The organism is Kitasatospora sp. NPDC004723 (assembly GCF_040609255.1).
Classification (GTDB): domain Bacteria; phylum Actinomycetota; class Actinomycetes; order Streptomycetales; family Streptomycetaceae; genus Kitasatospora.
This window is the reverse complement of sequence record NZ_JBEXJT010000002.1, coordinates 154883-174887: the sequence shown is the minus strand read 5'-3', so window position 1 is coordinate 174887 and position 20005 is coordinate 154883. Positions and strand designations below refer to the sequence as shown.

The 20005-nt window shown below is 75.0% G+C and carries 16 protein-coding genes; 5 read left to right on the top strand and 11 right to left on the bottom strand.

Annotation, left to right across the window (positions count from 1 at the left end; all coding sequences use genetic code 11):
- Positions 1-2 precede the first annotated feature (2 nt).
- Complete coding sequence (locus tag ABZW10_RS03775; RefSeq protein WP_355359381.1) at positions 3-929, bottom strand: pseudouridine-5'-phosphate glycosidase; 927 nt, start codon at positions 927-929, stop codon at positions 3-5.
- A 115-nt stretch (positions 930-1044) separates the two neighbouring features.
- Here ABZW10_RS03775 and ABZW10_RS03770 point away from each other — a divergent pair, with 115 nt between their 5' ends.
- Positions 1045-1947: a LysR family transcriptional regulator gene (locus ABZW10_RS03770; protein WP_355359378.1), complete on the top strand. Its 903-nt coding sequence runs from the start codon at positions 1045-1047 to the stop codon at positions 1945-1947.
- A 14-nt stretch (positions 1948-1961) separates the two neighbouring features.
- Here ABZW10_RS03770 and ABZW10_RS03765 read toward each other — a convergent pair whose 3' ends face one another.
- Positions 1962-3536, bottom strand: coding sequence for a S8 family serine peptidase (locus tag ABZW10_RS03765; RefSeq protein WP_355359375.1), 1575 nt, complete (start codon positions 3534-3536; stop codon positions 1962-1964).
- Between the two features lie 220 nt (positions 3537-3756).
- Between ABZW10_RS03765 and ABZW10_RS03760 the strand changes: the two genes are divergently transcribed.
- Both ABZW10_RS03760 and ABZW10_RS03755 read left to right on the top strand, forming a co-directional pair.
- Positions 3757-4521, top strand: coding sequence for a Crp/Fnr family transcriptional regulator (locus tag ABZW10_RS03760; protein WP_355359372.1), 765 nt, complete (start codon positions 3757-3759; stop codon positions 4519-4521).
- The gene (locus ABZW10_RS03755) at positions 4518-5588 is read left to right on the top strand and encodes a hypothetical protein (protein WP_355359369.1); all 1071 of its coding nucleotides are present in this window, start codon (positions 4518-4520) and stop codon (positions 5586-5588) included. Before ABZW10_RS03760 ends, ABZW10_RS03755 begins: the two co-directional genes overlap by 4 nt.
- Positions 5589-5606: 18 nt before the next feature.
- Here the strand turns inward: ABZW10_RS03755 and ABZW10_RS03750 are convergent, their stop codons facing one another.
- Positions 5607-6245 (bottom strand): hypothetical protein, encoded by a 639-nt coding sequence (locus tag ABZW10_RS03750; RefSeq protein ID WP_355359366.1) that lies wholly within the window; start codon positions 6243-6245, stop codon positions 5607-5609.
- A 325-nt stretch (positions 6246-6570) separates the two neighbouring features.
- Positions 6571-7953, bottom strand: a complete 1383-nt coding sequence (locus ABZW10_RS03745; RefSeq protein ID WP_355359363.1) for an SMI1/KNR4 family protein — start codon at positions 7951-7953, stop codon at positions 6571-6573.
- Between the two features lie 393 nt (positions 7954-8346).
- Between ABZW10_RS03745 and ABZW10_RS03740 the strand changes: the two genes are divergently transcribed.
- Both ABZW10_RS03740 and ABZW10_RS03735 read left to right on the top strand, forming a co-directional pair.
- Positions 8347-8982 (top strand): hypothetical protein, encoded by a 636-nt coding sequence (locus ABZW10_RS03740; protein ID WP_355359360.1) that lies wholly within the window; start codon positions 8347-8349, stop codon positions 8980-8982.
- A gap of 35 nt (positions 8983-9017) precedes the next feature.
- Positions 9018-9683, top strand: a complete 666-nt coding sequence (locus ABZW10_RS03735; RefSeq protein ID WP_355359357.1) for a hypothetical protein — start codon at positions 9018-9020, stop codon at positions 9681-9683.
- A 73-nt stretch (positions 9684-9756) separates the two neighbouring features.
- Here the strand turns inward: ABZW10_RS03735 and ABZW10_RS03730 are convergent, their stop codons facing one another.
- From ABZW10_RS03730 to ABZW10_RS03700, 7 genes are all read right to left on the bottom strand, one after another.
- Positions 9757-11232: a dynamin family protein gene (locus ABZW10_RS03730; RefSeq protein WP_355359354.1), complete on the bottom strand. Its 1476-nt coding sequence runs from the start codon at positions 11230-11232 to the stop codon at positions 9757-9759.
- On the bottom strand, positions 11229-12173 hold the full coding sequence (locus tag ABZW10_RS03725; protein WP_355359351.1) for a hypothetical protein: 945 nt from the start codon (positions 12171-12173) through the stop codon (positions 11229-11231). Before ABZW10_RS03725 ends, ABZW10_RS03730 begins: the two co-directional genes overlap by 4 nt.
- 4 nt (positions 12174-12177) lie before the next feature.
- Positions 12178-14250 carry a dynamin family protein gene (locus ABZW10_RS03720; RefSeq protein ID WP_355359348.1) on the bottom strand — a complete coding sequence of 691 codons (2073 nt, stop codon included), beginning with the start codon at positions 14248-14250 and terminating at the stop codon, positions 12178-12180.
- Positions 14247-15695, bottom strand: coding sequence for a hypothetical protein (locus tag ABZW10_RS03715; protein WP_355359345.1), 1449 nt, complete (start codon positions 15693-15695; stop codon positions 14247-14249). The genes ABZW10_RS03720 and ABZW10_RS03715 overlap by 4 nt, the downstream gene beginning before the upstream one ends.
- Positions 15696-15770: 75 nt before the next feature.
- Complete coding sequence (locus tag ABZW10_RS03710; protein WP_355359342.1) at positions 15771-16826, bottom strand: hypothetical protein; 1056 nt, start codon at positions 16824-16826, stop codon at positions 15771-15773.
- A gap of 89 nt (positions 16827-16915) precedes the next feature.
- Entirely contained in the window at positions 16916-17812 is an 897-nt protein-coding gene (locus tag ABZW10_RS03705) for a hypothetical protein (RefSeq protein WP_355359339.1), read from the bottom strand.
- Positions 17813-17968: 156 nt separating this feature from the next.
- On the bottom strand, positions 17969-19171 hold the full coding sequence (locus tag ABZW10_RS03700) for an Hsp70 family protein (RefSeq protein WP_355359336.1): 1203 nt from the start codon (positions 19169-19171) through the stop codon (positions 17969-17971).
- Between the last annotated feature and the right edge of the window lie 834 nt (positions 19172-20005).

Genomic DNA, 20005 nt, shown 5'->3' with positions numbered 1-20005 from the left:
GGTCAGCCCTCGTTTCGGGCGGCGGCCAGCGCGATGGCGATCTCGCCGCCCAGCCGGACGTTGCCCCGGTAGACCTCGACGTTCACCTCCAGGCTGCGCCCCTGGGTGTCGCGCTGGATGAAGTCGAGCAGGAACGGGGTGGAGGCGTTGCCGGTGACGCCCTGGCGCTCGGCCTCGGCCCAGGCGCGGGTGAGCAGCGCGTCCAGTTCCTTCGGCGGGAGCTGCTTGTCCGGGTCGACCGGGTTGGCGATCAGGACGGCCTGCGGCAGGTCCAGTCCGTCGCGGGCCTCGATCACCTTGGCGGCCTGCTCGGGGGAGTCGACCTGGTAGCCGATCCGGTGGCCGGAGTCGGTGACGTAGAAGCCGGGGTAGTTGCGGGTGCGGTAGCCGATGACCGGGATGTTGAGGGTCTCGAAGCGCTCCAGGGTGGCCCGGATGTCGAGGATCGACTTGACGCCGGCGCTGATCACGGTCACCGGGGTGGCGGCCAGGGTGGTCAGGTCCGCGGACTCGTCGAAGCTCTCGGAGGCACCGAAGTGGACGCCGCCGAGGCCGCCGGTGGAGAAGACCCGGATGCCGGCGCGGTGCGCGAGGAAGGCGGTGGCGGCGACCGTGGTGCCGCCGTGACGGCCGAGCGCGGCGACCACCGGGAGGTCGCGCAGGCTGGCCTTGTCGAGGTCGTCGGCCTCGGACAGTTCCTTGATCTGCCCGGTGGACAGGCCGACCGTGGGCACGCCCGCGTAGACGCCGATGGTGGCCGGGACGACGCCGGTGGACCGCAGCCGCTCCTCCGCCTCCAGCGCGACCTCCAGGTTGCGCGGCCGGGGCAGCCCGTGGGTGAAGATCGTCGACTCCAGGGCGACGACGGGGGCGCCGGCGGCGACGGCCCCGGTGACTTCCTCGGAGATGCGGATGGGCAGTCCGGTCATGGTGGCGTGCTCCCTGTGAGGCTGCCACCACGGTGTGGCAGCGGTGGCTTCAGCGTAGGGAGCGATCACATCGGGATCCAGAATGAATACCGGCCCTTCTCATAGACTTCCGGCTATGAGTCTCACCCTGCGCCAGCTGGAGGTCTTCCTCGCGGTGGCCGACACCCTGCACTTCGGCCGGGCCGCCGAGCGGCTGCACATCTCGCAGCCCACGGTCAGCCAGGAGGTCGCCCGGCTGGAGCGGACCGTCGGGGTGGAGTTGTTCGACCGCAGCCGGCGGGCGGTGCGGCTGACCTCCGCCGGGGAGGTGATGGCCGCCGAGTCCGCCGGACTGCTGGCCCGGGCCGACGCGCTGCTCGCCCGGGTTCGGCTGCACGAGGAGGCCCGGCTGGGCACCGCGCGGATCGTCGCCTCCCCCACCGTGGTCAACCGGCTGCTGCCGGCCGTGGTGAGCCGGGCCGAACGGGAGCTGCCGGAGCTGGTGCTGGCCGAGCTGTCGGTGGACACCGGGCGGGTCTCGCCGACGCTGGCCGCCGAACTGGCCGATATCGGCCTCGGCCGATTCCTCGACGACGTCCCCGGCTACCGGCGGGAGCGCATCGCGGACGAGCCGGTGCGGATCGCGCTCAGCCGGGACCACCCGCTGGCCGGGCGGGACGCCGTGCGGCTGGACGAACTGGGCGACCTGCCGCTGCTGTTGTGGCCGCGCGAGCAGAGCCCGCGCTACTACGACCACGTCCTGGCGCTGTGCGCCGAGCGCGGGGTGGAGCCGCCGGTCCTGGTGGGCCCGGCCCGGATCGTCGGCTCCCGGCTCTACCTGCTGGCGCAGAGCCGGGCGTTCTCGCTCGTCCCCGCCTCGATGACCGGCCACCTCACCGGCGACGTGGTCACCGTACGGCTGGCCGGCCGCGCCACCCTGCCGCTGGAGTTGCAGTGGCGCCTGGACGACCGCCGCCCCGCGCTCGCCGCGCTGCGCGAGCTGATCCGCGAGGAGGCGGCCGTCCTGGACCCGTTCTGACCTGCGAAGGACGCTCAGAACCGCAGCGACCAGCCGTTGACCGTGCCGGGGAAGTAGCCGCCGACGTCGGTCACCCGCAGCCGCCAGACCCCGGCCGCGGTGTGCGCGGAGGCGTCCACGCCGTAGACGGCGACGAGGTTCGTGTAGGCCTCTCCGATGTTGGTGTCGTGCAGCAGGAACACCGCGCCGTCCGGGGCGACCAGCTCGACCTTGAGGTCCCCGCGCCACCAGTAGGCGATGTCCACGGAGACGTCGAGGTCGCGGGGCGCCTTGCCGGCGACCCCGGTGACGGTGACGGGCGACTCGACCGTGCCGATCCCGTCGAAGGTCACCGGGCCCGGGGCGGCGAACAGCGGGCCGCGGGGCCGGTTCGCCACGGTGCCGGTGTACAGCAGGCGGTCCGGGGAGCCCGTGCCGAGACCGGTCAGCGAGCCGACGGTCGCCGCCGAGGTCAGCGCCGCGGACACCTGGGCGGGGGTGGCGCCAGGGTGCGACGCCAGGTACAGCGCGACGGCGCCCGCCGCGTGCGGGGCGGCCATCGAGGTGCCCGACATGTCGATGCCCAGACCGCCGATGTCGACCACGTGCCACACCGAGGTGATGTCCACCCCTGGCGCGTAGAGGTCCACCAGGGGACCGTAGTTGGAGAACGAGGCCTGGACGTCGCCCCGGTCGGTCGCGCCGACGGTGATGGCGCTCGGCACCCGGGCCGGGGAGTGCTGGCTCGCGTCCACGCTCTGGTTGCCCGCGGCGACCGTGTAGGTCAGGCCCGCCGCGATGGACCCCGCGACCGCGGCGTCCAGCACCGGGTCCGGGTCGCTGCCCAGGCTCATGTTGACGACGGCCGGGCGGACGGCGTTCCTGGTGACCCAGTCGATGCCCGCGACCACCTGCTCGGTGGTGCCCTCGCCGTCGTCGTTGAGCACCCGCACGGCGACGATCTTCGCAGCCTTGGCGACCCCGAAGGACGCGCTGGCGACCGTCCCCGCGACGTGCGTGCCGTGGCCGTGACCGTCGTCCGCGACGTTGTCGCCGTCGATCGCGTCGTAGCCGTAGGAGGCGCGCCCCTCGAACTCCTCGGCGGTGATCCGCACCCCGGTGTCCACGATGTACGCCGTCACCCCCGCGCCCGCCGTGTCCGGGTAGGCGTAGCGGTCGTCGTACGGGAAGCGGCGCTGGTCGATCCGGTCCAGGCCCCAGGACCCCGGCGCCGTCTGCACGCCGTCGGCCCGCACCCGGCGGTTCTGCGAGACCAGCGCCACCGACGGGTCGGCGGCCAGCCGGCGGGCCTGCTTCCCGGTGAGGCCCGCGGAGAAGCCGCGCAGCGCCGCGTCGTAGCTGCGGCGCACCGTTCCGCCGTAGGCGCGGGCCAGCGCCGCCGCGCCGTCCGCCATCGAACTCCCCTTCGCGGCTTCGGGCTTGAGCACCACCAGATAGCTTCCGGGGACGGCGGAGGGCGAGCCCTCGCCCTGCACCACCCCCTCCGGGGCCGCCGCCGCGGCGGGGAACACCCCGCCCGCCCCGATCGTCAGGACCGCCGCCGTACCGAGCACCGCGCAGACCCTGCGCAGCCGTTGCCCTGGAGTCATCGTCCCGTCCCCCTCCGATGTCGACCTACCGAAAGCCTGATGGATCGTCAGCTCCTAGGCAACCATTGGTCGTTGTCCTTACGCGGATGCGCGGTCCGGTGGAACGGGACGACGGCGGGAGCGCGACGCACCGGGCCTGACACCGCGCCGGGCGGTGCGCTATCTTCCGTACGGAATCGCCCCGTCGGGGCGGGTTGCCGACCGGGTGGGGGCAGGCACCATGCACAGCGCGCGCGACGTCACCGGACCCGACGGGGGGCCGGGCAGACCCGGCGGCGCCCCGGTCGCCCGCTTCGTCCGCGGTCCGTTCAGCGGCCTCGACGCCGCGGACCTGCGGGAACTCGGGCGGCTGGGCACCCGGCGGGTGTACGCCCCGGGCGAGGCCCTGATGATCGAGGGCGACCCGGGCGACCGGGCCGCCCTGCTGCTGACCGGCTGCGTCAAGGTGGTCGCCGCCGCGGAGGACGGCGGCGAGGCCCTGCTCGCCGTCCGCCTGCCGGGTGAACTCCTCGGTGAACTGGCCGTGTTGGACGGCGAACCGCGCTCGGCGAGCGTCCTCGCGGTGCGCACCAGCACCACCCGGGAGATCGGCGGCCCCGCCTTCCTCGACTTCCTCGCCGACCGGCCCGCCGCCGCCCTCGCCGTCCAGCGCTCGGTCACCCGCAAGCTCCGCTCCGCCACCCGCCACCGGGTCGACGCCGGCCACGGCACCGGCCTGGCCCGGCTCGCCCGCACCCTGCACACCCTGCTCGGCTCCTACGGCGCCCCCGGCGAGGACGGCCTGCGGATCGACATCCCGCTCAGCCACGCCGACCTGGCCGCGCTCGCCCGGCTCTCCCCCGCCAGCGTCGAACGCTCGCTGCGCACCCTGCGGGACCAGGGCGCGGTCCGCACCAGCTACCGCGAACTCGTCGTCCGCGACCCGGATCTGCTCGCCCGGGCGGCCGGCGTGCCGCTGCCGGCGGACGGCGGTGGCCGGTCATGAGCGACGCGGTGGCGCCCCGGCTGCGCCGGATCTGCCTGGTCGTCGACATCGAGGCCTACAGCGGCCGGCCGTACCGGGTGCAGCAGAAGGTCCAGGAGCGGCTGGACTGTGCGCTGGACCACGCCTGCGGCCGGGCCGGCGTCGACCGGGCGCGCTGCGACGCCCAGGACCGGGGCGACGGCCAACTGCTCCTGCTGCCGCCTGACGTCGACGAGGCGAAGGCGCTGCCGGGCCTGGTCCTCGGCCTGCGCGACGCGCTGCACACGCTCAACCGGGCACCCGGGACCGCCGGGCGGCTGCGGGTGCGGGCGGCCCTCGCCCAGGGCGGGGTGCAGCGGGCGGCGCTGGGCTTCGTGGCCCGCTCGGTGGAGACGGCCTGCCGGCTGCTGGACTGCCAGGAGGCCCGGGCCGCGCTCAAGGGCGCGCCGGACACCGACCTGGCGGTGGTGATCGCCGACGACCTGTTCACCGACACCGTCGCGGCGGGCGCGGACGGCGTACCGGTCGAGGAGTTCACCGAGATCACCGTGGCGATCCCGGCCAAGCGCTTCGAGGCGCGCGCCTGGGTGGGCACGCCCCGCTCGGGCGCGCTGGTGCCGCTGCCCTCGCCGGCCCCGGCCGGCTCCCGCCGCCGGGCGGCGGGCTCGGCGCTGCTGCGCGGGCTGGGCGACGCGCTGGCCGGCGCCGCCCTGGGCGTCGCCCCGCCGCACCACCACGACGACGGCCACCACGAGCATCACGGCCACCACGAGCCGGACACGCACCACGACCACGACCGGGACCACGACCGGGACCACCACCACGGGCACGACGACGGGCACCACCCGGACCAGCGGACCGACCACCTCCCGGACCACCACGACGACCACTGGCAGCACCACGACGGCTACGACACCGATGCCTGGTCCACCGACCCGCACCACCACCACGACCCGTACCACGAGGACGCCGGAACCCCGTACGACGACCACCACGACCCGCACGGCCACCAGGACCACCACGACCGGCACGGCCATGAGCCGCCCGACGACCCGTCGGCCCCCTGGGGCCACGGGCCGCACCACTGAACCGGTCAGCCGCCCGGGTCAGTGGCCGCCCTTCGGCTCCGAGCAGCCGCCGTCCAGATAGCTCCCGTGCGCCTCGACGGTGACGGCCTTCCCGACCCGACCGACGACGCAGGGGCCGGCGCCCGGGATGGTGAGCTCGAAGGACACCTCGCCGCCGCCCGTGACCACGAACTGGGCGCTGTTGCGCGGATAGCCGAGCGACTCCAGGATGCCCCGCACGGCGTCCTGGGTGAGCGGTGCCGAGCCGGCGCGCGCCTTCACGGCCTCGGAGATGCGCCTGCTGTGCGCCTCGCCCCGGCAGCGGTCCACCGCGTTGAGCGGCGCCATCTGCTTGTACATCGAGTTCTCGGCGTGCTTGGCCGCCCACCAGTCGGGCGTCTGGGACGCGGTGCCCGTACCGCCGGCGGAGGGGCTCGGCGGCACGGACGCGCAGCCCAGCGCCGCCACCGCGGGGAAGAGCCGGTCGTGCTCGGCGACACCCTTCCGCACCTCCTCGGCGTAGCCGGACGCGGCGGGTGCCGCGGATGCCGCCGATGCGGCGGTGGACGCGGCGCTCCCCCCGCCGCCGGTACCGGTGCTGCTGATGCTTCCGCACCCGGTCACCGCCACCGTGCCCGCCAGCACCCCCGCTGCCGCCGCCACCGCCAGTCGCCTCATCAGCCAGCCCTCCCCGGTCCCGACCCGCGCCCCGTCCGGACACTTCGTACGGACGCTTCGTACGGACGCTTCGTACGGACGCTTCGTACGGCGCCCATCATGCCGGACGCCCCGATCCGGCCGCCGGGCCGTCCGTCCACGGTGGCCCCACCGCCCCGGGCCGGCGAAGAACCACGGTCCGGATATCGGAGTGCGGTGGGCGAGGGGCGTCGTACCCGGGCCGCCGTCATCGCCGCCGGTCCGGCCGGTGTCCGCCCGGCCGGACCCGCCGCCGAGCTGGTCCTCACCCTCCGGGGCCCGGACGCGTCACCACCGCCGCCTCCTGCTACGACAGGGGGCCGAGGTCGCCGTTGACGACGGTCTCGGTGATCAGGGGGCGGCCGAAGAGCGCGAGGATCTCGTCCGCCAGCGCCATGACGGGCCGCGTGCCGTTCCTGCCGAACGTCCGGATCGCGGCCGCCGAAAGGCCGCGCGGAACGGCTCCGGCGTCGAGCAGGGCGCGCCAGTCCTCGGGAGCGAGTTCGAGGAACTCCAGCCCGGTCAGCGCGGCGATCTCCAGCGGGTCGGCCAGCGTGCCGGGGTAGGCGCACAGCGTGCGCAGGCGGGGCAGGCCGACGACGGGGGCGAGGCTCAGCGGTGCACCGGTCCACGCCCCGATCTGCAGGACCTCCAGCGCGGGATGGGCGGCGCCCTCGATGCTTCCGATGCTCCGGTCGTGGACGATGGCCGTGACCGGTCGCTTGTTCCCGCGGTATCCCTTGTACCAGCTCCGCTCCGGGCCGAGGACCAGGTCGGTGAGCGATTCGGCCCACAACGACGCGCCGACGCTCTGCTCGTGGTCGAGCACGATGACCTGGCCGAGGTGACCGCGGGGGCCCGGCGTGAGGTCGACGGCGACCTGGTCCCCTCCCCCGGTGACGCCGATGACGATCCATCCCGCAGAACCGACCAGGTCCTGCACCGCGTCGTCGGGCCCGGTGAGAGCCGCCTCCGTCGCCGCGTGCTCCCACTGGAACGACCAACGGTGGGACAGGTGGGCGACGTCGAGGTGTTCCGGAGCGACCGGTTCGAAGCCGAGCGTCGCCACGAGGCGCCGGCCGGCCTCGGGATCGGCCAGCCAGTCCTCCCACCCCGCACGCGTCACCCGGTAGAGCGCCTTGACCTCCTCGGCCAGGGGAAGGCCCAGACGCTGCTCGGCGGCGGCGATCTCCTCCTCGGTCGCGCCGATGGCGTCCGGCAGCCGTTCACGAAGCGCCCGTTCCAGCAGTGCCGCGTCCGCCGACGGGGCCGGGCGGGCCCTGTCCGACGGCGCGGGCAGGCGGCGCCACGGCTCGGGGACGGCGCCCTCGACCAGGGTCAGCGCGCCCACCGCCCTGCCGATGCCGGACACGGCCGCCGGCCCGTGGTCGAACAGCCGCAGCACCGCCGCTCCGTTCGGCGGGATCTCCGCGGTGAACTCGATGTCGCTCACCCCGGCCCCGGCGAGCGTGTCCCGCACCCGCTCGATCGCCTCGTGCTCCGCCCGGTTGTCCGACACCAGCATGGCCCGACCGGGCTGCGGGTAGCGCCACTTCACAGGCACACTGTACGAGCCGCGGCCGATGCTCCCCGCCACCTGGCCGCCCGGTACGGCCAGCGTCTGCGCGTGCGCGGCCCGCAGCAGCCGCAGCAGCGGTTCCCAGGTTCTGAAGTCGTACAGCGAGGACAAACGGGCCTCCGATGAGTGCGGTGTGCGCGATTGTGCCCGCCCCCTACGACAACCCCGTCGACCGGCGGACCCGAGGCGGCGGCCGGTCGGCGGATCGTCGTGGACTCGGGCCTCCCCTTCGAGACGGCCGGATCGGGTGGAAATCCGTCCGCCGCATCCTGGCAGCGACGGCCGCCGCGGGGACATCCCACGATCCTGGGAGGTACCGGTCCTGCGACGCTCCGAACCGATCTGACCCCGCGTCATCACACCTTCTGCCGAGGGGCGATGAAGCCCGGCGAGGCCGTCCGCTCGGAGCCCCGTCCTCCTCTTGACGGCGGCGGGCCGTGTCCACCATGGTGTGCACCACTCCCTCGCACCGCTGCCCCATCGGCACCCCCACCCGGAGACGGCATGCGTGCACCCGTTCACCCCCGCCCCGCCACCCGCCGACGCGGACACGGCGGGCTGCCCGTCGGCCTCGCCGTCGCCGCCCTCACCGCGGCCGCCTCGACCGTCGGCCTGGCCGTCACGGCGGCCGATCCGCTCCCGAGGGTCGACCTGATCCTCAACGGGGCCTTCGACTCGTACCCCTGGATCTGGACGTGCGACTCCGGCGTCCGGTCCAGCAGCATCCCGCACGACCACTACGTCACGGGTTCTCCGACCGCCACCGGCAACGCGCGGTGCGCCCAGCGGGTGCGGGTCCAGCCGAACTCCGACTACACGCTCTCCGCCACGGTGCGCGGTGCGTTCGCCTTCGTCGGCGTCACCGGCGCGGCCGGTGAGAACGCCTCCACCTGGTCGAGCCAGAGCAGTTGGAACAACCTGGCGGTGCAGGTCACCACCGGGCCGGCCACCACCGAGCTGACCGTGTACTTCCACGGCTGGTACGAGCAGGCGCCCTACGACGTACGGCGGGTGTCCTTCGTCGGCCCCGGGTTCGAACCGAGCCCGTGCGGCGAGTCGCCCGCCCCGTCGCCGACGGCGACCGACGGCCCCGCGACCCCCTCGCCGTCCCCCACCTGCCAGCGTACGTACATCCCCTGACGGCCGACCGCCCCCACCTCGCATCGGAGGATGCCATGCGCTCGTTCCGCCCCCGCCCCCGCCCCCGCCCCCGCCACGCCCATCGCGGCAGCTCCGTCGGCGCCGCCCTCGGCGCCCTCGTCCTGGCCGGCACCGCCGCCCTCACCGCGCACGGGACCGCCACCGCCCAGCCCGCGCCGCTGGACTGGATCCAGAACGGCAACTTCCGCCACCCGCTCTCCCTGGGCTGGAACTGCCAGGGCGAGTTCGTCCAGACCGGCCAGATCGTCGAGGGCCACCCCAGCGGAACGGACTACGCCGGCTGCACGCAGACGGTGCCGGTCGTGCCCGGCACCCGCTACCAGTTCTCGGCGTACATGTCCGGCCCCTACACCTTCGTGACCATCTCCGGGACCGGTACGGACACCGGGGAGGTGACGCTCTGGGACAGCGGGACGACCTTCAAGTCCCTGGCCACGACGCTCCTCATCGGCGACTCCCGGCAGGTGACCGTCACCTTCCACGGCTGGTACGGACAGGGGCCGTACCAGGTCAGCCAGGTCCAGATGATCGGGCCGATCTACCCGAGCGAGTGCGAGTTCCCCACCCCCACGCCGGGGGTGCCGGCCCCGACCTCCACCAAGCCCTGCATGCCCCGGCCGAGCACCCCACCGACCGGCCCCGGCGTCCCCACCCCCACCCCGACGCCCACCGGGCCCTGACGGACACAACCCTGACCCACGCGGCGCCGAGCCACGCGGCGCCGCCCCGCACGGTGCCTCCTCGCAGCGCGCGTCAGGCGGGCGGGGTGGCGAAGTAGATGCCCTCGCACAGTTCGCGGGCGATCCGCGCGTAGCGTCCGACGTCGCGCAGCGGACCGTCCTCCAGGCGGCGCCAGTCCCGGACGGCCCGCGCCGCCGCCCGGCGCAGGTCGGCGGGGCCGGTGTCGTCGGGCAGGCGCAGCCGGGCGGCGGGGGTGCGGCCGGTGGCGAGGGCGATCAGGGCGGCGGCGGTGTCCTGGTCGAGTTCGAGCCGCTGCCCGGCCACCGCGGCCAGGGCCCGCGCGAGTTCATGGCGGCGCAGCTCCGGGTGCCCGCGCAGCTCGCCGATCCGGGTACGGGCCTCCCGCAGGACATCGGCGGGCAGGCCCGCACCGGAACCAAGGGCCGTCTCGACGGCGCCCAGCGCGGCGGCCGAGCGCAGTGCGTCGGCGGCGTCGACGAAGCGCAGCCGCAAGTGCTCGACGACGGCGGCGATGCCGGAGGCCGCCCGGAACTCGGCGAGCAGGGCGGCGGCCCCGATCGGGCGGCCCTCCGCGCGGGCCCGGCGGGCGGCGGTCAGGGCGGTGTCGATGCCGTACACGCCGAGCAGGCCGAGCAGCCGCTCCCGTTCGGGGCGGGTGAGCGGCGCGTCGTCCCGGTCGAGGAAGCGCCGGCCGGAGTAGAGGGCGCGGCGCAGCGCGCCGGCGGGGGCCTCGGCGAGTCGGCGGACCAGGGCGGCGTCCGGTTCGGTGAAGTCGTCGCCGAGGGCGGTCTGGGCGAGCAGGCCGACCACCGGGAGCACCTCGTCGACCAGTCCGGCGAGCCGGCCGGCGTTGGTCGCGGCGACCTGCCGGGCGCGCGGCCAGGGGTCGCCGTGGCCCTCGCCGAGCAGGTCGATCCGGCTGAGCACGCCGACGGCGTTGAGCGCGGTCATCCGGCCGTCGGCCTGGGCGCGCAGGGCTCCCAGCGCCTCGGCGTCGCCCGCGCCGGGGTGCGGCATGACGTAGATCATCGCGTCGGCGCGGGCGAGGGCGTCCAGCGCCGGCTCGTCGAGGCCGCTGAGCGAGTCGAGGCCGGGGGTGTCGACGAGCACGCAGTCGCCGGCGGGCCGCAGTCCGGCGGCCTCGACGACGACCTCGGCGATCCGGTCGGTGCTCACGCCGAGGTCCCGGGGGTCGCGCGGCAGACCGCCGGCCTGCCAGTGGGCGGTGCCGTCCCGCTGCCGGACCTGGATCCGGTTGAGCCGGCCGGGCCGGAACCAGGCGACCACCGTGGTGCACTCGGTGGCGGCCGAGGCGGCGAGCCGACGGCCGAGCAGGGCGTTCACCAGGGTGGACTTGCCCGCGTTCATCCGGCCGCCGACGGCGATCCGCAGAGTGCGCTCGGCCAGCCGTTCGTGGACCGCCCGGACCGCCTCCGCGGCCGGCCCGGGCGGCAGCCTGCCGGCCAGCTCGGCGCAGAACGCGGCCACCACCGGGGCGAGTTCCGCGTCGGGTGCGGGGACGGTCACCGCCTCACCGCCCGGGCGGGCGCGCCGGCCGGCGGGGCGGTGCCGCGCTGCTCACGGTCCAGCAGCTTGGCCAGGCGCCGGGCCGGGCGGCTCAGGACGGCCAGCTCCTCCTTGCGCTCGCGCAGCTCCTCCTCCCAGGACTTGAGCCGCTTGGCCGCGCTCTCCACGCCCTTGAACCAGGAGACCAGGCTGTCGATGCCGTTGGCCTCCTTGCGCAGGTCCTCGACGAAGCCCTCCGCCGTCTCCAGGTGCCCCGCCACCTGCCGCTCCTGGTGGCTGAGCAGGGTGGACAGGCACCACAGCACCGGCACGGCGACGCCGCGCGGCGACGGTCCGCAGGAGACCGCGACCGCCGTCCCGCGGACCCGGCCGCCCTCGGCCACCAGCTCCTCCAGCGGGCCCATGGCCGCCCGGGCGCGGGCCCAGTCGGCGGGGTCCCTCACCAGGTCGGCCTTGGTGTAGGCGAGCACGACCGGCAGCGGCGTCCGCTGTCCGTCGACGGCGCGGTGCAGCAGGACGACGGTGCGGCGCACCTCGTCATGGGAGTCGGGGTCGGTGGCGAGGCGGTGGGCGTCGGCGAAGACGACCACCGCGTCCGCGTGGGTGAGCCGTTCCAGCAGCTGGGCGGTCTCCGGGTCGTCGGCGGCGGAGCTGGTGAGCGCCCCGCCCCGGTAGTCCGTCCACTCGAAGCCCATGATCTCGCTCCGCCCGTACCGCAGGCCGGCCGCCAGCTCGGTGCGCCGCGAGGACGGCGGCGGGTAGACCCCTTTGCGCAACTGGCGCCCGGTGGTGGTCAGTTCGTCGGCGGTGCGGCGGTCGGCGGTGACCAGCCGGAAGCCCTTGCGGTCGGTGGCGAGGTGGGTGAACATCGCGGCCAGGTAGCTGCTCTTGCCCGCGCTGCTGTGGCCGAGGGCGACCACCCGCAGGTTCATCAGGTCCATGCGGTCAGCTCCGGTACGGGTCGGGTGTGCCGGTGGTGGCACCGAGCGCGTGGGCGAGGGCGAGGCCCTCGTCGCGCAGGGCGGTGAGCGAGCCGATCCGCCGCTTGGCGCGGTCCCGGGCGGCGCCGAGGTCGGCCGCGGCGGTGGCCAGGTTGCGCCGGTGGTCGGCGAGTTGGCGCTCCAGCCGGATCCGCTCGTCGGCGATCGCCTGGTCGAGCGCGACGGCGAGCCGGTCGGTCAGTTCGTCGACGTGGGCGGTGATCTGGGCGGGGATCTCGGTGCTCAGCTCGGTGAGCACCCGGTTGAGGTGGCGGGTGGCGTCGCCGCGCACCCGGCCGAGTTCGGCGCGCCGGCGACGGCGGCGGGTGAGCACGGCGAGCATCGCGTAGCTGGCGACGGCGGGCAGCAGCACGCTGCTGGTGACCAGGGCGACCACGGTGCCGAAGGTGGCGGCGGTGCCGACCGACGGGATGACGCTCTCGATCACGCCCAGGGCGCCGCCGTCCCGGTGGGTGGAGTGCACCATCTCCGGCAGCGCGGCGCCGCGTTCGGCGCGGATCACGGCGCCGCCCTCGACCGCGGCGAGCTCCGTTCCGGGCCGTCCGGCGGACCCGCGGTCGGCGTCCGGCCGTCCGGCGTCGAGCACCGTGGCGCACTCGGTCCGCACCCGCTCCTCCAGGACGGCCAGACCGCGCCGGGCGGCGTTGTCGAGCTGCAGCCAGACCGCCTCCACCTGGGCCTCCAGCTCGGCCGGGAACTCCTGGGCCAGAGCCGCGGGTTCGGCGGTGGCGATCCTCGCCTCGGCGAGCTGGCGGACGTCGTTGAGGCTGCGCCGGAAGCCGAGTTGGAGGGTGTTCTTGAGGTCGCGGGCGCCCGTCGTCAGAGCACGCCGCCACTGGGCGCTCTCCGGCTGGAGCAGCCGCAGCGCCTCCTCGGCGCGCTCGACCTCGGCGGCCAGGGTCGGGTCCTGCTGCAGCGAGCGCAGGTGCAGCTCCTGGTCGGCGAGCGGGGCGGCGAGCGCGGCGAGGCCGACGTGCACCACGTTGGCGAGCCGCAGATCGGCGGCGCGGGCGGCGATCCGGCGGCGCAGCAGCGCGTCCAGTGGTTCGAAGCCACTCTCCTCCAACAGCTCTTCCGCGTCCTGGAGTTCGCCCGATCCGGCGGCGTCGGCGGCGTCCCGACGGGCCCGGTTGCTGACCGGGAACCAGGGGGCGTCGGCGTGCCGGGGAGCGTGCCGGGCGAGCAGTTCACGGTTGCGTTCGAGGACGGCGGGCCAGGCATCGTGGCTGTCGGTCTTGGTGAGCACGAAGACCGTCTCGGCGGTGCGCTCGGTCGCGCGGGCGAGGAAGTCCAGTTCGGAGCGGGTGAGTTCGCTGGATCCGTCGACCACGAAGACCAGCGCGTCGGCGTTCTCCAGGGCGGCCAGGGCGAGTTGGGCGTGGCCGCCGACCAGGCCGCCGACGCCGGGAGTGTCGACGAGTTCCAGGCCGGCGGCGAGCAGCGGGACGGGCAGTTCGACCTCGACGTGGTGCACGTCGGAGCGGTGCGGGCGGCCGGTGGCCGGATCGACGGCGGCGTACTCGGCGATCCGCTCCAGCGGGATCGGTTCCGGGAGCGGCGCGGCGGCGTCGGGGGCGGGGGCGGGGGCGGTCCCCGGCGTGCCGTCGGCCGGGTTGGTGCCGGGCAGCAGGAAGGCCTCGGCGCGCGGGCGTTCACCGTGGCGGACGACGACGTGGACGCCGGTCGCCACGTCGGCGTCGACCGGGAGGAGGTCCCAGACGCCGACCAGGCTGTTGATGGTCGAGCTCTTGCCGCGCTTCTTCTCGCCGACGACGACCAGGGAGGCGGCGCCGACGGCGGCCCGGGCGGCCTCCGCGCGGACGCGCCGGGCGCCGTCGGCGGCGGTGGTGGTGGTGCCGGTGCTGGTGCCGGTGCTGGTGCCGGTTCCGGCGCTCCGGGCATCGTCGGGGGTCTCGGCGGCGGCGGCCCGGGCGGCGCGTTCGAGGAGGTCGGCGGTGCGGGTCGCGAAGTCCAGCACGCGGGCGTGGGACGGGGCTTCGGGGCGGGGCGGGGTCATGAGGGTTCTCCCGTGGCGGGGTCGGTCCGGTCGGCGGAGTGGACGGAGTCGACGGGGTGGGCAGGGTCGGCGGGGTCGGCGGGGTCGGCGGGGTCGGCGGGGTCGGCGACCGGGGCTGGGGTCGTCGGTGCGACGGGCGGCGGTGCGACGGGCGGCGGCTCGGGCTCGTCGTCGAACTCGCCGAACATGCCCGACAGGTTGGCCTCTTGCGGGTCGACCGACCGGGTCCGCCAGCGCGGCACCGGGTGCCCCACCGGGCGCGCCGGTCCGGTGCCCGGCTCGCCCAGGCCGTCGTACGGGTCACGACCGGTGTCCGGGTACGGGCCCGCCGCCGGGTGCGGGCCGGTGACCGGGTGCAGGCCGGGCGGAGGCTCACCGCCGGGGCGCTTCCCCACGGCCGGCCGGTCGGGCTCCGACCGGCCCCAGCGCTTCGGTGCGGTGTCCCGGCGCTCCGGTTCGCCCCGCCCGGCCTGTTCCTCCTCGGGATCCTCCGACCAGAAGGCGTCGACCACGGCCCTCCGCAGCTTCCCGAGGCCGCGCGCCCCTCGCACCCATCCGGACGAGCCGGGCTTCGCTTCCGGCCCCTGCTCGGGCGCCGGTCCGGGCGCCGGCGGCGTCGGGGGTTTCGGCGGCGTCGGAGGCACGGGCGGGGTCAGGGACGGCGGGGGCCGCAGCAGCTCGTACCCGTGGCAGTCCGCGCTGGTCAGATGGGTGATCCGCCCGGCGTCGGCGTCCGAGCGCCGCCGCCAGCCGGTGACCAGCACGCACCTGCCGAGCCCTGCAGCGGCCGCCGCCCAGAGGCCGGGGGCGTCCGCCTCGGGCAGCAGGTGGCTCCCCGCCGGATGGGCGGGCCGCCAGGCCGGCGGCAGCAGCACCGGAGCCGCCGTCCCCGCTACCCTCGCCGTCCCCTCCGCGTGCTCCGGCCATGGGGCGGCGACCGGCCGGGTGGTGCGCGGCTCGGCCTCCTCGCGGCCGACCGCCTCCCAGGTCGGGGCGATCCACTCGGTGTAGACCGGTCCGGCCCAGTCGGCCAAGTGGCCTGCCAGCTCGTCGAGTTCGGGGATCCGCCCACCCGTTTCGGCAGGCGCGGCCCGGTACCAGCCGACGAAGCCGTACAGCGGTCGCCCGAAGCGGTCCTGCACCATCACCCGGCTGATCAGGCCCAGCTCGCAGGCGACCCCGACCAGGACGCCCCGGCCGTCGCGGTGCAACAGGAAGCGCGGGCCGTACTCCAACCGGCTCCCGCCGGCGACGGCGGCGCGCACGGCGTCCCCCACCGGCCCCTGCCGGTCGACCCCCGCGGGCAGCGCCCGCCACCACTGGTCGACCTGCAGGGTCCGGCCGTAGACGACCGCCGACCAGCCGCCGGGCGCGCCGCCTCCCGCCGCTTCGGTGTCGGCGGCGGCACGCTCGGACTCCGGCCCGTGGTTCGTCGTACTCGTCATGGCATTCGTCCGTCCGTCAGTCCTCGGTTCCACGGCCCGTCCGTCCCATCCCGCCCATCCCGCCCGTCCTGCCCATCAGTCCGTCAGCAGCCGGCCGTCGCGGAAGATCGCGACCCCGCGCAGTTCCTCGTCCAGCTCCCGGCAACGGTCCTGGGCCCTCTCCAGGTCGGCCGAGGTCGCCGAACTGCTCGCGACCAGCCGGTCGATCTCCTGCCGGGCGCTGTTCTTCTGCGCGCCCTTGAACAGTCCGCCGAACAGCCCCTGGCTGAGCGCCGCCAGTTCACCGCGTGAGGCGTCCAGGCTGCCGGCGAGCCGGTTCATCTCCTGCCGGTTCCGCACGATGCCCTCGCTGAGGTAGTGGCGGAGACTGAAGATGATCGGCAGGTGGAGGTTCTTGGGGGCGATCCGGCTGGCGTCCACGGTGGCCTGGGCCGCCGCGCCGAAGTTGCCCAGCTGGACGGCGCAGAGGGCCACCGTGACACCCTCGGCGTCGTCGCCCCCCAGCACCGGGACCAGCCTGGGGAAGTTCCGGCCGGCCGTCTGGAGCGCCTCGGCGGCCCGCAGTCCGGTGCGCTCGGCCAGCAGGTCCGCCTTGGTGAGCAGCACGGTGACACCGGGGACCGGCTCGCGCTTCGCCAGGCGCTCGCTGAACACCCGGGAGATCGCCCGGCTGAAACGGGAGATCTCCATCGGGTCGTCGTCCCGGTCGAGGTTGCCCGGCGCCCCGTGCTTGATCCACTCGGCCACGTGCTCGGAGTCCAGCGCCAGGATGATGCTGTCGGAGCGCATGAGCCGGTCCTCCAGCAGCGCGACGTCCTCGGCGGCGTCGCGGCGGTCCAGGGCGGCGTTGCCGCGGAAGTCGACGCAGTCGATCTTCATGAGGTCGCGCATGCCCCGGCGGAACACGAATTCGTAGGAGATCGGCCGGTCCGAGGTGGCCTTGGGCATGGTGCCGGTACGGCGCAGCCGGGCCCAGTCCTCGGCGAGGTCGAGGTCGAGGTCGGGGTCGGTGGTGTAGAGGTAGTAGCCCTGCACGCCCATGGAGAGGCGGTTGTACATGCCGTGCAGGTAGGCGGTCTTGCCGGAGCCGCTGGCGCCGAGCATGGTCATGGTGAGGGTGGGAACCGTCATGGTGCGCTGTCCTTCGTCTCGCGGGGTCGGGGGTGGCGCTGTTCGGTGTCCGGGGGCGGCGGCGCGGGTGCTCGGCCGCTCGGTGGCCGTCAGAACGAGAGGACGTCCTCCAGCAGTTCGCCGAGCCGGTCGGCGGGCTCCACCAGCGGTTCCAGGAGCGCCAGTTCGGCCGCGGCCCGGGTGCGGTCGCGGTCACGGATGGAAGCCCAGGACGGCTCCTCCTCCCACCAGCTGCTGATCCGGTCCCAGAGGGTGTCGCGCTGGTCTGCGAGTCGCGCCGAGGCCATCAGCCGCTCGATCGAGGCGGACAGCTCCATGGCCCGGCCGATGATGCCGAACCGCAGCGTCCACAGCACCGGCAGCGCCACGCCCTCCGGCTCCGGCCCGCAGACCAGCGGGATGAAGGCCCCCTGGATGTGCCGGGTCTCCTGGACCGCCTCGATCAGCGGGAGGAACGGGGCGAGGAAGCGCTCCTCCGCGTCGGGGGCGCCGAGGTCGACCAGGTCGGTCTTGGTGAGCGCGATCACCAGCGGGGTCACGCTCTCCTCGCGGTCGGTGACGGCCTGGTGGACGCGGACCACGAGCCGGCGCACGTCCTCGGCCGCCTCGGGGTCGGTGTCCAGGCGCAGGGCGTCGACGAAGAGCACGATGCCGTCCGCCGCGACCAGGTCGTCGTGCAGTTGGGCGGCCTGCCGGCTGGAGCGGCGGTGTTCGGTGAGCGCGCCGCCGCGGTGGTCGGTCCAGCGGAACGGGAAGATCCCGTCGCCGTCGTGGCAGAGTACGAACTCGTAGCAGCGGGGCCGGTCGCTGGCACGGGGGTAGCGACCGCGCAGGATGGCGCGGGCGTCGGCGAGCAGCGAACGGTGGGCGTCACGGTCGGCGGTGCGCAGGGTCATGCCCTCGACCCCGTCGCACATGGCGGCGTACATGAGGGAGAGGTAGCTGGTCTTCCCGGCCGCGCTGTGGCCGAGCATCACTATGTCCATGCGGTTCCTCGCGGTTCCTCGCGGTTCTCGCGGGTCCTCGGGCGGGCGGTCCGTCTTCGGGCGGTCCGCGCTCGTTCCGTCCGTTTTCGGGCAGGGCGGGGCCAGGCAGGATGGTGTGAGGTCAGGTGAATGCGGTGACGTGGACGGCGGACGTGCTCAGAACCAGAGTTCGGGATCGACCTCGTCCGGGTAGTGGGCGACGGTCCAGCGGCGGGAGCCGTCCGCCGACACGGCGTCCTGTGCGGCCTCCTCCCCCGCATCCGCTCCGGTGTCGACGCCGGCCGGGGCGGGCGGGTCGGTGAGCGCCCCGAGGGCCACGGCGGCCTTCGGGTCGGCGGCCAGGTCGGGGATCCGGCCCAGCCGGGCGGCGACCAGGTCGGCCACCGGCGGCGTCCTGCTGGCCGCACCGCAGAGCACGACGGCCCCCAGCTCGGCCGGGGTCAGCCCGGCCCGGGCGACGGTCCGCTCCAGCAACACGATCGAGGCGGTGAGCGCCGGGGTGACGGCCGCCCGGTACTCGCCGCCCTGGACCACGAACGGCTCCGGGTAGCCCGGCACCGCGAGGTACACCGTCCCGGTGCTCGACAGGGACTCCTTGGCCAGGGTCAACTCACGGGCGAGCTGGGAACGTTGATGGGCCGAGGCGGGCGTCCGGTCGCCCCAGAGGCGCTGCCACGGTTCGGGATCGAGGTCCAGCGCCCGATCGCGGAGCAGTTCGAACAGGGCCTGGTCGAGGTCGCGGCCACCGAAGTCCGGGTCCCCTGCCACCGCGACGGCCCGGAAGCCGCTCCCCTCGCGGCGCAGCACGGCGGTGTCCACGGTGCCGCCGCCGAGGTCGTAGACGGCGATCGGCCCGTCGCCCTCCGCCTGGACCTCCGCCGCGTGGAAGCGGGCGGCGGCCACCGGCTCGGGCAGCAGTTCCGGCGCGTCCAGCCCGGCCAGACGGGCGGCCTCGACCAGCCGGTCCAGATCGCCCGGGGACCAGTCGGCCGGGTGGGTGAGCACGGTGCGCACCGGTTCCGTCCCGCCACGCTGCGCCCGCGCCTCGTCGGCGGCACGGGCGAGCACGGCGGCGGCCAGCTCGGCGGTGGCCACCTCGCCGCCGTCCAGCAGCACGGCCGACTGCCGGAGCAGTGCCCGCTTGGGGTGCGACTCGGCGCGTTCCGGCCGCTGGGCGGCGAGTTGGACGGCGGCCCGCCCGGTGAGCAGCCGGCCGTCGTCGTCCAGGCAGACCAGGGACGGCAGGTAGCGGCTGTTCTCGATCTCGACCGCCGTCACCACCACGCCGGATGCCGCCGTGCCGGCCTGCTCGACGCGTACGGCCGCGGTGGTGAAACAGGTACCGAAGTCGATAGCCAACGACCAGTCAGACACGTGACCTCACAGGTGGGTTGCTGCGGCGCACGGGCGCACGGGCGGAGCGGGAAGTCGGGCCTCCGGCACCCCCGCCAGGATGGTAGGGCCCCGTGGGCAACTGTGGAGAAATTCGGCACATCTTGTAACAATGGCATGGCCATTGCCGGTTGAGCACGACCCGGACGCCGCGGTGAGCTGGCCTCTGGGTCCCCTCGGGTGGCACCCCGCTCCCCCGGGCCGGGGTGCCGCGACCAGTCTCGGCACAGCGTTCGACCGAAACACCGTCAGGTGACCGAATCCGCCCAGCTTCTTGTCAATTCGTCCTCTCGACCGGAGAACGCGGGACACACCGCCACCCCGCGCAGGAAGGTTCCGATGAGCACGCCCGCCCCGACCACCGTCCCCGGGGGCGCTCGCCACCGCGTACGGCGCCAGCGGACCCGCCGAACGCCGCTGGATTCGCGAACTCCTTTTTGTCTCACAGGAGTTCTTCGCCCGCTGGACGCTACACCCACCCGTCACATGGCCGCCCTCGCCCTACCGCCCGCGCGGACAGCTCACCGGCCGTGCTGCGGTGCATCACGGCCACCCCGAGACCGCCGAAGCCGTCCTGCTCCTCGACCACGACGAGGCGAGCGGCGCCCAGTTGCCGGAACGCCTCGACGTGTCCCGCCCACACTCCGCACTGGCCGACGACCGCGCCGCACTGCTCATCCTCGCCGGCCCGGAACCACTGGTCAGCGCCCAGGCTTCGACCTCCTCATCGAAGCCCTCAGGTTGGACCCTCGCCCGCGTCCCCCAGAACGCCCTCGTGGACGCGCTACGCGAAAGCCAGGC